Below are 12,783 nucleotides of genomic sequence, written 5' to 3'. Positions count from 1 at the left end.
ATTATTAATCAAATTCGAGAAAAAGTTGGTATTATATATGGTAATCCTGAAATAACACCCGGAGGAAAAGCATTACGTTTTTATAGTACAATTAGACTAGAAGTACGTAAAGGTGAACAATTAATCAAAAGTAATCAAATAATTGGTCATAAAATAAAAATAAAAGTTGTAAAAAATAAAGTAGCACCACCATTTAAAACAGCAAGTCTTGATTTTTGTTTTGAAGAAGGATTTTCAAAAATTAGTGAAATCATTACAATTGCTGTTGAGAAAGAAGTTATTAATAAATCTGGTGGTTGATACACTTATGAAGATGTAAAATTAGGACAAGGAAAAGTAAAAGCAAAAGAAAGTTTAGAAGCAAATACTTTTCTTTTAGAACAAATTAAGGAACGAATCAAGTTTTAAAAATTAATATTTAAAACATGCTAAAATTAATGTAGGATTATTATCCTACTTATTTGTGTGTAGATATTAAAGAAGAAAAATATAAAATTTTAATTTTATTTAAGTTTTTGAGTGTAAGGATTCTTTTTCTTGTAGGTGTTTTACAGCAAGGAGAGAAATATAAATGGAAAAAAATATGTTAGCTATATTATCAAATATAAGTAGTCAACAGTTTGGAATGTGAGTAGGTATATCAATTTTTCTAGCAATGATAGTAGGGATAATTGCTGGATTTCTAATTAGAAAAATGTATTTAAAAATTAAAGAACAACAAAGTTTTACTAATATTTTAAAGAGAGAAAAAGAATCTCAAAAATTAATTCAATCCTCAAGAGCCGATGCAAAAATTGAAATAAGTAAAATGAAAAAAGATTTGTATTTAGAGATTGAATATCGTAAAGAACAAAATTTAGAATATGAGAAACTTTTAAATAAAAGAGAACGCAAATTAAGTGAACGTGAAGAAATAATTGAAACACAAACACAAAATCTTTATCATCAACGTGAAATTGTAAAAAATGTTAAATTAGAATATCATCAAAAAATTGATCAAATTATTATGGAATTAGAAAAAATTTCTGGTATGAGTCGAAATGAAGCAAAAGATGAATTGTTTAGTAAATTAAAAGAAAAATTATCATTAGAATTTAATAAAATTATTAAAAATCATGAATATAATATTAAACTTCAATCTAAAGAGTTAGCCAATAATATTGTTAGTGAAGCAATAGAACGTTATGCAAGTAATTTTATTGTTGATAAGTCAGTATCATATGTTAAGTTACCTAATGAAGAAATGAAAGGCAGAATTATTGGTAAAGAGGGTAGAAATATTAAATCTTTTGAGTTAACAGCGGGTGTAGATATTATCATTGATGATACGCCAGAAACAATTCAAATTTCTTCATTTAATCCGATCAGAAGAGAAATTGCAACTAGAGCTTTAGAAGATTTAGTTAAAGATGGAAGAATTCATCCAATTAGAATTGAAGAAATCTTGAGATTTCATGAGCAGGAATTAAATGAAGGTTTTAAAGTTGATGGTAAAAAAATTATTGATGAGTTAAAATTAACTGGTTTTGAACCAGAGTTAGTATCTTATATTGGAAGATTAAAATATCGTACAAGTTATGGGCAAAATGTTTTATTGCATTCCTTTGAAGTTGCCAAACTTGCAGGAGCAATGGCAGCTGAATTGGGTTTAGATGTTAATATTGCAAAACGTGCTGGTTTATTACATGATATTGGTAAAGCTGCTGATTATGAATTAGAAGGTTCACATGTTTATAATGGTGTGATTTTAGCAAAAAAATATGGTGAAAGTGATATTATTATTAATGCTATTCATTCTCATCATGGTGATGTTGCAAAAGATAATGTTTATTCTTCTTTAGTTTCAGCTGCTGATACATTATCAGCAGCTAGACCTGGTTCAAGAAATAATTCATTAGAAGAATTTATAACTAGAATTAAAGAAATTGAAGATTTGTGTAAATCTGTTAAAGGCGTAGAAAAAGCATATGCTGTTCAGGCAGGAAGACAAATTAGAGTTATTGTTGATCCTAAAGTTATTAATGATTTTGATGCTCATATATTAGCAAGAAACTTAAAACAAAAATTAGAACAAATGATTACAATACCAGGCGATATTCATATTACTGTTATTCGTGAAGTAAGAGCAACAGAATTAATTAATTAATTTTTAGAGAACCCTTAGGTTCTCTTTTTAACTTTATAAAATATATAATTTGTTAATTCAAATATTTATTTTTTTATGTTTAATTTATTTTTTCATTATTATTTTAGTGTTAAAATAATATAGTCTTAAAAATAGAGGAGAATATAAATATGAGTTTTGCTGACATTATGTCAAAAAAAGTACAAAAAACATTAGAAAAAAATTTAAGTAAAAAAACTTTAACCATGGAAAATATGGAAGCAACAATTAAAGAATTCAGATTAATTTTGTTAGAGGCTGACGTTAATTTTAGAGTAGTTAAAACTTTAACTAATGAAATTATTAATAAAGCAAAAGGTGAATTTATTAAAGAAGGCTTAGATCAAAAAGAAATGTTAATTAAAATTATTCATGATGAATTAACAAAGATTATGGGTACTAAGAATGTTGAATTAGATTTATCTACTAATCCCACTGTTATTATGATAGTTGGTTTACAAGGTTCTGGTAAAACAACAACAATATCTAAACTAGCAAAGTTGTTAACAGATAAATATCAAAAAAAATGTTTACTAGTTGCAGGAGATATTTATCGTCCAGCTGCTGTTGAACAATTAAAAGTTTTAGGAAAACAATTGAATATTGAAGTTTTTTCCCAAAAAAATGAAACTCCTACTAATATTGTTAAAAATGCTCAAATATATGCTAATAAAAATAAGTTTGATGTAATATTAATTGATACAGCTGGAAGATTACACATTGATGAAAAATTAATGCAAGAACTAGCAGAAATAAGAAAAATTACTTCACCAAAAGAAGTTTTACTTGTTTGTGATGGTATGGCAGGACAAGATATAATTAATGTTGCTATTGAGTTTAATAATACTATTCCTATTACTGGAAGTATAATCACTAAATTAGATGGTACTGCTAAGGGTGGTTCAGCTCTTTCAATTTCTTATTTAACAAAGATTCCTGTTAAGTTCTTAGGAATGGGTGAAAAGGTAACTGATTTAGAAGTTTTTTATCCAGAAAGAATGGCAGAACGTATTTTAGGAATGGGTGATCTTACTACATTAATGGAGAAGGCCGAAAGTATAGTTTCAACTCGTGATGTTGAAGAAACTATGAATAGAATGATGTTAGGTCAATTTGATTTGAATGACCTTGTTAATCAAATGAAGCAAATTCAAAAAATGGGTAAATTGGGCTCACTTGTAAAAATGATTCCTGGTATGTCTGCTAAAATTAGTGATGCTAAAATTAGTGATGCTGAAACTGATTTAAAAATAGCAGAATATATTATTGCTTCAACAACTGCTCAAGAACGTGAAAAGCCACAAATTTTACGTTATCCAACTAGAAAAGCAAGAGTATTAAAAGGCTCAGGTCGTTCAGAAAAAGAATTAAATAAAGTGCTAAACCAATTTGAAAAAACTAAAAAAGTTATGGATCAAATTGCTGGTCAGATTAAAAAAGGAGAAATGCCAAATATTCCAGGATTAGATAAGTTAATAAAAAGTTAGAAAAATAAAAAAATTTGTTATTTTTTGTTAATTTGTTAAAATTTATTTAACTCAAGAAATGTATAAAACTTTGATTTCTTGAGTTTTTATAGATATTATTTTATTAAAATTTTTTTAAATTTTCTTCTTTGTTTTTAAAAATTTAATTTATTTTTTAAAGTAAAACTAGATTTTAAAAAGAAAATAGTGTTTAAATAGTGGGTTATTTTAAATTAAAAATATAGCAAAAATTTATTTTTTCTTTTTCAGTTGCTTAATAATATTTAGGGAACAAGATAACTTTGAATTGTGTTTAGTAAACAAATTAAATTCAGTTAGGAGACAATGATTATGAAAGATACGTATACATCTGTTCGATTAGCTCAAAAGCCACAAAATTCTTTTGCTTGCTATCGATGTGGTAGAGTAATTTTGATAGCTGATTACTTAGAAGGAATAAATATTCAAGTTAATTGCAGTCGTTGTGGCTTTAAGAAGCGTGTTAATAGTATAAAGATAGAGAAAATAAACAGTAAACCAAATTCAGCGCTAAATTCTAATGAAATTTCAAAAGAAAAGATAAATGAAATTTTTAATTCCTAAAACTATTAAATTTGTAAAATTACAAATTTGGAGAAGTGTTGGTTTAATTGATTTATTAATTATTTTAATGGTAGTTGGATTTGCTTCAATTATTATTTTATTGTTGCAAATTGATATTATTTTTAAAATATTAGCTATTATTTTAGTTGGTTGTGCTACTATTCCGCTTACTTTTTATTGACAGCCAAGAAAAAAAGGATGAGAAATTATTTTATTATGATTTAAATTTCATAGTAAAAATCGTTATTATAAATCTGAAAAAAATTCACAAATATTAGTACCATTTAAAAAAATTATTAGTAAGAATGTGATGCAATTAAATGTGAAAAATACAAATTATACTAGAGCTTTATTATTGGAGGGTTTTAATATTACATTATTATCTAATGAAGAAGCCTCAAATAAAATTAAAGATTTAGCTGCAGCTTTTAAAATTATTAATATTTCTATGTCTTTAATAAAGATTGATATGCCTTTAGATATAACTGCGCAAACTAATTTTTATAAAGAACAACTCGAAAAAATTGATTTAGAAAATATTAGTGAAAAAGCAAAATTAGCAAGAAAATTTCAAATGATATCAGCAATTAATGCTAATAATGAAATTCAAAATCAAAATGAAATGACGCAACCATTTTTTTACTTATTTTTTTATTCATCAAATCAAGAAAAATTAAAAGAAGAACTAAATGCTTTTAAAAATTATATCAGTCGTAGTGGTGTTAAAGCTAGTGATATTAATTGTTTTGAAATGATGGTTGTTTATAGTAAATTAATAAATTCTAATGAAAATGCTTCGTTAGAAGAAATGTTTACTACAAAAAAAGAAGAAACTGTTAAAAGTAAAGATTTAACTAATGATTTAGCGATTAAAGAATTATTAGTTCATAAGAATAATTTAGAATTTGCTAATTGTTTTCAAACTGTTTATAACATATATGATTATCCATTTGAAGTTTCAGCAGTCTGATTAGCAAATTTAGTAAATATTCCGAATACTAGTTTAATCTTTACTTTTAATAGTATCAGTGAAGAAAGTGCTAAAAAACAATTGAATAAAGCTATGCAAAATTTAGCAACTTTAAATTTTATGACAAAATCATTATCAGAACGAAGAGATTATGATTATCATTATCAATCATTAAATGAATTATTAGATCAAATTGCTGGTGGTGGTGAAAAAATATTTAATACTAATATGTATTTATTAATTAATGGTGCTGATCGTAAGCAACTTAAGCAAAATATTAGTACTGCCGAATACGAAATAAAAAACAATAATATGAAGTTTGATAAATTATATTATCGTCAATTAGAAGCTTTTTTATCAGTAATGCCAGATAGTGCTGATTGATTTAAAGAAACAGGTCACGAAATGCCATGTTTAACAATAGGTGCTAGTTTTCCTTTTTTAAATCAAGAATTAAATGATAAACAAGGACTGTTTCTTGGATTTAATGAAAGTGGTAATAAAGTATTTTTTGATCAAAGAACTAAAAGTAGTACTCGTAAAAATCATAATCAATTAATTATTGGTACTAGTGGTTCGGGAAAATCTTATACTTCTAAAAAAGAAGTAAATTATCAAATTATGCTTGGTCATAAAGTAATTGTTATTGATCCTGAACGTGAATATCGCGATTTATGTAATTATCATGATGGAAGTTGAATTGATGTTGGTGACGGTTCTTCTGGTAATATTAATCCATTTCAAATTACATTGGCACTGAGTGATGATAATACTAATGATAATAATACTCGTGATATTTTAGCACCACATATGCAATTCTTAGAACAATTTTTAAACGTTGCTACTGGTGGATTAACGAGAAATGAATCAAGTTTATTAATGATTTATGTAAATTTAATGTATGAAAAATTTGGTATTACTTCTCGAACAAAAATTCATTTATTAAAACCAAATCAATTTCCAATTTTTCAAGATTTATATGATATTATTGAATCTGATATGGTTAAAGAAGAAGAGATTAGAAGTAAAAATGAATTAAAAAATTTACTAATTATATTATCAAGATTTGCAACTGGTGGTACTGATGCTAATTTATGAAATGCTCATACTAATATTAATAGCAGTAGTTTATTACAAGTTTATGATTTATATACTTTAACGCAATCAGGGAATAAACGTTTAGTTAACGCTCAAATGTTTTTAATTTTGAAATATATTGAAAATGAAGTACGAAAAAATAAAAATGATAATGAAATTAATAATAAACAACAATGAATTTCAATTACTATTGATGAAGCCCATTTACTTATTGATAAAGAATTTCCAGCAGCATTATTATTTATGTATCAAATTGTTAAGAGAATTCGTAAGTATACAGGTATGATAAATATTATTACACAAAATATTAACGATTTTCTTGGTTCTGAAGAAATTAAAAAATATACTACTGCTATTATTAACTCAAGTCAATATTTAAAAGTATTAAATTTACAACCTCATGATTTAGCGGCATTAAATGAATTGTATTCTTCATATGGTGGCATTTCTGCTAATGAAACTGATTTTATTGCTCGTGCTAAAGTTGGTGAATGTCTTTTTGCTATTTCTAGTTTATATCGTATGTGTTTAAATATTAATGTTAGTGATGCTGAAACACAAGCAATTAAAAATATAAAAAATAACGAAATTGAAAATTAGTATATTTTTATACATTATCGATTTCATCAATAATTGTTAATTTATTTTAAATTAAATATAAAGATACTTTCATATTAATAAAACTTATAAGTTTTATTAATATGATTTTATTTAAATAAAAAATTTTATAAAACAATAAAAAATAAGTTGATAAAATTGAAAATTTTTATTTACTTTATTTTAAAACCAACTATAATTAAAGTGTATCAACATTATTTATAACATATGAATTTGACTGTAAGTCCTAATTTATCTCTTTAAGGAGTAAAATAGGGCTTATTATATTATTAGATAAATTCATGCTTTATAAACAATTTTGATTAGTAAATAATTTTATTTTTTTTATTATTTAAGGAGGAAAAACTTATGATTTTTAATTATCTATCAGATGGACCTGATATAAATAAAATCATTGATGTAGCAAAACCTTATGTTTCGGCAGTTGCAGGATTGCTAATTGCTGCTTTAATTGCATTTAGTGTTTTTAAAATAATTATATTGGCAAAAGATTTAGCGGCTGCTGGTGATGATCCACAACGTAGAAGTGAGATTAAAAAAGCGTTTATGTATACATTAATTGCACCAATTATTGGCATTACTGCATCAGCAATAATAATTGCTCTTGTGCAAGCTTTTGGTGGTAATCCAAATATTCTTCCTAGCTAACTAAAGAAAGTTATATATTAACTTAATATTAAGTTATGAAGAGAAAAGAGATGAAAATATGGATTGACTAACAGATATTATACTAGGAGCTTTATTATTTATACCTTGACTTATTTTCATTCAAGGACCATTATATTTAATTGATATTTTATTGAGATCACCTAATCATGGTCATGGCGGCATATTTGATTATTTAACAACTGATGCGATAACTAATTTAGTTTTTGGAGATTTTACTAAAGATCCACTTAATAGTAAAAATTTACCAGTATTTTTTTCAGCATTAGCAATTGTTTCAATTGGCGTAATACTTATTATGTTTATTATGCAATTAATTATTATTCAATTTACTGAAACACATACAATTAGAGAAAAATTAGGTAAAGCTATAAAAAATACATTTTTAGCTTTTTTAGTAATTGTTTTCATTCCATTTTTTATGAGTACTATAAATTATTTAATAACAGGATTATTGGCAGTTTTACAAATTACAGCTTTAGGAAAAAATGCTAGTTTAGCTGATTTATTATGAGGTATTGGTGCTCCGGATGCTAATGCTGCTCAGCATGATCCTGGTGTTTATTCAATGCCACCTATTTCTCAATTAAAACATTGAAACTTTATTCTTGAAATTATTGCGGTGTGATTTACTTTATATGTATTATTTGTTGCATCAATGACGTTGGTTGAAAGAATTATTGATTTATTACTTTTATTTTCAATATCACCAATTGTTGCTTCTATGATGCCTGTTGATCAAGGAAAAAGATTGGGTGTTTGAAAAGAAATGGTAATAGGTAAGTTTATTATTGGTCCAGGAACGATGTTACCTATTTATATCTTTCTTCAAATATTACCAAAGGCAATATTAGATATTACTAATAATACTAATTTTAGTTGACTTGAAAAACAAGTTTTATATACGTTATTTTGTACAGCCGGTGCTATTAGTTGTTTAAGAACTCAAAAAATTATTAATCACTTAGTAACACAAAACTTAGGTGTACAAAGTGCTATTGATTCTAATGGAGCAGCTATTGCTGGAAATATTATGGGTAAAGCTCGGACTTTTGCTAGCCTTGCAGCAGGTGGTGCTGGTGCATTAAAACTTGGGAAACAAATTGCATTTGGTGGTGCTAAAGATGGAAGAAATCCTGATGGTAGTCAAAAGAAAGCAAATGGACTATTAAAAAATGGTATCACAGGTTATTTAGGTAAAGGTATTAAAGGAGTTGCTAAAGGAATTGGTAAATTTCAAAATTCTCATGATCAAGGTACTAAATGACAAGATACAAAAAATAATTTAAAAAGCCCTTTTGTTGGATTAAATAATATGGCTAAGGGTGCTTTTGTTGAACCTTTTGTAAATTTAAATAACACTAGAAAGAGTGCAAGAAGAGGAGATCCTGATGAATAAAAAAGTAAAATATTAAAATCTTGGAGAAATAATCATGAAATTTAAAAAAACAAAAAATGAATTTAAAAAGAAAAAAAGTTATCGTTGAAGACGTAATGTAACTATTGGTGTTTTATTATTAATAATATCAGGTATTGCTGGTGTTATTTCCCAATATGGGTAAAATATAAATTATTATAAAATATATAAAAAATAAAGGAACATAAAAATGAAATTTATTCGTCAAAAAAAATGAGTACTACCAGCAGTAATTATAATTGTTATACCCTTTTTAGTATTAATAAATACTTTATTAGTTTATGCTTTAGTCTTTGTTCGTAACATGTTTTCTCATAGTGGAGATAATCAACAACCATTTACACTTAAATTTTTAATACAGGATGTTATTAATTATTGATTAATATTTTTAATTCTATTTTTTATTGAATTTTCAGTTTTATTATCTTACGTTATGATTCATAAATATAAAATTTATCGTGAAACTCATAATAAAAGTCGCTTTTTACGTGATTCAAAAAATAAAGTGTATGGATCTGCTGCTTGATTAACACCCACTGAAATTGCTAATACTTTTCCTTTATCAAAAACTGTTGAAAATGATTATGGTATTGTTGTTCAAACAACAAAGACTAAAATTGGTGGTGTCCAATTTAATATTAAGTCTGATGCTCATAATATTGTAATTGGGGGAACAGGAAGTGGTAAAACTCAAAAATTAGTTATTCCAACTATATATTTAAATGCCCAATCGAAAATTAAACCATCAATGGTTATTACTGACCCAAAAGGAGAATTATTTCAAAATCATTCTAAAATATTAAAAGATAATGGTTACGATGTTTATGTTATTAATTTACGTGATACATCAGTATCTAATTCATGAAATCCTTTTGTTAAAGTATATGATTTTTATGTAGAATCAATGCGTTTAAAAAAAGAAAATAATCCTTTAAATGAATCAATTACTTATGAATCAATGGCATTATCATGAATTAATGATATTGTTGAAGCTTTATTTCCTGAATCAGATCCAAAACAAAAATTTTGAAATCAATCAGCGATGCAAGTTGTCAAATCAATTATGTTATTTATGTTAGAACAACTTGAAGATCAACCTGATGTTCCTTTAAAATACTTTAGTATGTCAAATGCTGCTATTGTTGCTACTAATCGTCAACGATATGTTGAAATTCTAAAAAAAATGCCAACTCATAGTTTAGCTCGTCAAATTGGTTTAGGTGCATTAGAAGGTGCTGAAGAAACTGCGGGATCAATTAGTCAAATGGTTGCTAATGGATTACGTTTATTTACTGATCCAGTGACGCGAAATATTAGTTGTAGTAATGATATAAATTTAGATGAAATTGTAAAAAAACCAAGTGCTGTTTTCTTAGTTGTTCCTGATGAAAGTAATGAACGTAATGCTTTTGTATCAATGTTTATTGCACAGTTATATAAAAATACAATTCGTTATGCAAGTACTTTACCTGATATTAAATTACCACGTCCTTTATACTTTTTATTTGATGAGTTTGGTAATATACCAACGATTGCTAGTATGGCACAAATGATTACTGTTGCACGAAGTCGTAATATTTTTTTCATGATGATTATGCAAGATTTACAACAATTAACACAAAAATATGGTAAAGAAACAGCAGAAACTATTTTTAATAACTGTATTTTGCATACTTTTTTGCAAACTATGGATTTACAAACCGCTAATAAATATTCAGATATGTTCGGTGAAAAAACAATTATTAATTATAGCCATTCTGGTAATAAAGATAAAAAAGCTGATAATATTAATTCATCATTACAAGGTAAAAAATTAATTACAGGTAGTGAGTTAATGAAATTAGATTTTGATACTGCTGTTATTTTTTTAGCAAAACATAATCCAGCAAAAACACGTTTAATTCCGTTTTATGAATGAGGAAGTAAACCGGCAGGACAAGCAACTGTTACAAATGCTTCACGTTTAATTGATTTTAATAAAGATTATTATTTAAGTTATATTGGTTTATTCTATTATATTGAGAAAAGAAAAAATCCACAAGCTGCTGCCAAAAGAGAAAAATCAGAAAAATAAAAAACAAACAATAGTTAAGAAATTGTATATAAAAGAATATTTATTTTAATATATAAATGTATATTATTGATAGATATAGAAAATAACGATATACTTATTTCATGAATAGATCAAAAATATAAGTTTTACTTTTTATAAATTATGCTAAAAAAGGTAAGTACATAATAATATTAAATATTATAAATAAACTTATATGAAAGGATTTTAAATATGAATGTTCCCAATATTATTTCTTTAATAAGATTAATATTAGTCCCAATTATTGTTAGTTTAATGATTATCGGTCCAATAGATAATGATAATTTTTATCATCTTTGAATAACAAGTATTAATATTAATAGTTATAGTTTACCGATTAGTTGGTTAATAGCAGCAATTTTATTTATTATTGCTGCCATTAGTGATTTTATTGATGGATGATGAGCAAGAAAATTTAATCAGGTAACAACTTTTGGTAAATTTTTTGATTCAATTGCAGATAAACTTTTAACTAATGGTGTTTTAATTGTAATGGCATGTGCTACTATAATTCCCGTTTGAATGGTAATTATTTTGGTATTACGTGATTTTATTATTGATGTAGTTCGTCAAATTTTGGCTACTAAAGGTACAGTAATGGCTGCTGATAAATATGGTAGAATAAAGGCAGCATTACAAATGTTAGGAATTACAATTTTATTTTTTATTAATTGACGATTTTTAAATGGTAGTGTTAATGGTCATAGTAATAATGATCAATATGGTTTAATTAATCAATTAGTAATGATACCAATGTACGTTGCTACAGTATTAAGTATTTTTAGTGCTTATAATTATATTAGTTCAAATAGTAAAAAATTGTTTAATATCTAAAAATAAAAGGAGTATTAATATAAATGATAAATAAAGTAATTGTTTTGAATCAGTGAGCAGTAGTTACAGGAGCGTCTAAAGGATTGGGATATTATTACTGTCAAGCATTATTAGCACAAGGTTATCACGTATTAGGGGTATCACGTGATAGTAAAAAAATATTAGAATTAGCAGATAAGTATCCACACTTACAAGTTAAAAATTATGATTTAGATTTATCTGATTTAAAAAATATTTATAAATTATTTGAGTTATCAAAAGAATTAAATGTAACAGTAGTTATTAATAATGCTGGTTATGGTGTTTGAGGAACATTTGCAGATAGTATGTTAGAACAAGAATTAAATATGATTAATTTAAATATTTCTTGTTTACATATTTTAACAAAGTTATTTGTTCAACGTTTTAGTAAAAATAATTATGGTCGTGTTATTAATATTGGAAGTATGGCAGCTTTTAGTCCAGGTCCTGTTTTTGCTAGTTATTATGCTTCTAAATCATATGTTTGAAGTTTAGGTGTTGCAGTTAATTATGAATTAAAAAGAGCAAAAAGTAAAGTAAGAGTAATTACAATTTGTCCAGGTCCATTAAAAACTGAATTTTGAAATCGTAGTAGTAATGGTAAAGGAAATAAAGAACATTATAGTTCATTATTACCAGTTTTAGATACTGAAACTTATGCTAAAAAGTCTTTACAAACAGCCTTAAAAACAAAAAGAAAAAGTTTTATTATTACAGGAATTTCTAATAAAATTACAAGAACTATTATTAGAATATTACCTTTAAAAACAGTACTTAAGTTAGTATATAATTATCAAAAAAATCGCTAATAATGAATTTCATTTTTTATTTTAA

The 12,783-nt window shown here is 25.3% G+C and carries 11 protein-coding genes; all 11 read left to right on the top strand.

The genetic code is table 4. The features are described from left to right. A partial coding sequence (locus M0D11_RS03550; RefSeq protein WP_498050371.1) for a recombinase RecA family protein occupies nt 1-408 on the top strand: 408 nt, incomplete at its 5' end. A 163-nt stretch (nt 409-571) separates the two neighbouring features. Further along, complete coding sequence (gene rny / locus M0D11_RS03545) at nt 572-2,146, top strand: ribonuclease Y (protein WP_252320144.1); 1,575 nt, start codon at nt 572-574, stop codon at nt 2,144-2,146. A gap of 149 nt (nt 2,147-2,295) precedes the next feature. Next, on the top strand, nt 2,296-3,651 hold the full coding sequence (gene ffh, locus M0D11_RS03540; protein WP_252320142.1) for a signal recognition particle protein: 1,356 nt from the start codon (nt 2,296-2,298) through the stop codon (nt 3,649-3,651). A 330-nt stretch (nt 3,652-3,981) separates the two neighbouring features. Then, a complete protein-coding gene (locus M0D11_RS03535; RefSeq protein WP_174480064.1) occupies nt 3,982-4,233 on the top strand; it encodes a hypothetical protein in 252 nt (83 codons plus the stop codon). Then, entirely contained in the window at nt 4,214-6,901 is a 2,688-nt protein-coding gene (locus M0D11_RS07225; RefSeq protein WP_252320140.1) for an Mbov_0397 family ICE element conjugal transfer ATPase, read from the top strand. The genes M0D11_RS03535 and M0D11_RS07225 overlap by 20 nt, the downstream gene beginning before the upstream one ends. 366 nt (nt 6,902-7,267) lie before the next feature. After that, complete coding sequence (locus M0D11_RS03525; protein WP_174480067.1) at nt 7,268-7,567, top strand: hypothetical protein; 300 nt, start codon at nt 7,268-7,270, stop codon at nt 7,565-7,567. Nucleotides 7,568-7,625: 58 nt separating this feature from the next. Further along, nucleotides 7,626-8,984 carry an Mbov_0396 family ICE element transmembrane protein gene (locus tag M0D11_RS03520; protein ID WP_252320138.1) on the top strand — a complete coding sequence of 453 codons (1,359 nt, stop codon included), beginning with the start codon at nt 7,626-7,628 and terminating at the stop codon, nt 8,982-8,984. 34 nt (nt 8,985-9,018) lie between these two features. After that, complete coding sequence (locus tag M0D11_RS06850) at nt 9,019-9,147, top strand: hypothetical protein (RefSeq protein WP_256468397.1); 129 nt, start codon at nt 9,019-9,021, stop codon at nt 9,145-9,147. 45 nt (nt 9,148-9,192) lie between these two features. Beyond that, nucleotides 9,193-11,076: a VirD4-like conjugal transfer protein, CD1115 family gene (locus M0D11_RS03515; RefSeq protein WP_252320136.1), complete on the top strand. Its 1,884-nt coding sequence runs from the start codon at nt 9,193-9,195 to the stop codon at nt 11,074-11,076. A 210-nt stretch (nt 11,077-11,286) separates the two neighbouring features. Next, nucleotides 11,287-11,928, top strand: a complete 642-nt coding sequence (gene pgsA, locus M0D11_RS03510) for a CDP-diacylglycerol--glycerol-3-phosphate 3-phosphatidyltransferase (RefSeq protein ID WP_252320134.1) — start codon at nt 11,287-11,289, stop codon at nt 11,926-11,928. 23 nt (nt 11,929-11,951) lie between these two features. Beyond that, on the top strand, nt 11,952-12,758 hold the full coding sequence (locus M0D11_RS03505; protein ID WP_252320132.1) for an SDR family NAD(P)-dependent oxidoreductase: 807 nt from the start codon (nt 11,952-11,954) through the stop codon (nt 12,756-12,758). Nucleotides 12,759-12,783 lie beyond the last annotated feature (25 nt).

Source organism: Spiroplasma endosymbiont of Lariophagus distinguendus (assembly GCF_023846195.1).
In the GTDB taxonomy this organism is placed as follows: Bacteria; Bacillota_I; Bacilli_A; order Mycoplasmatales; family VBWQ01; genus Spiroplasma_E.
The sequence above is the reverse complement of the archived record's forward strand: the minus strand, read 5'-3'. Positions and strand labels throughout refer to the sequence as shown.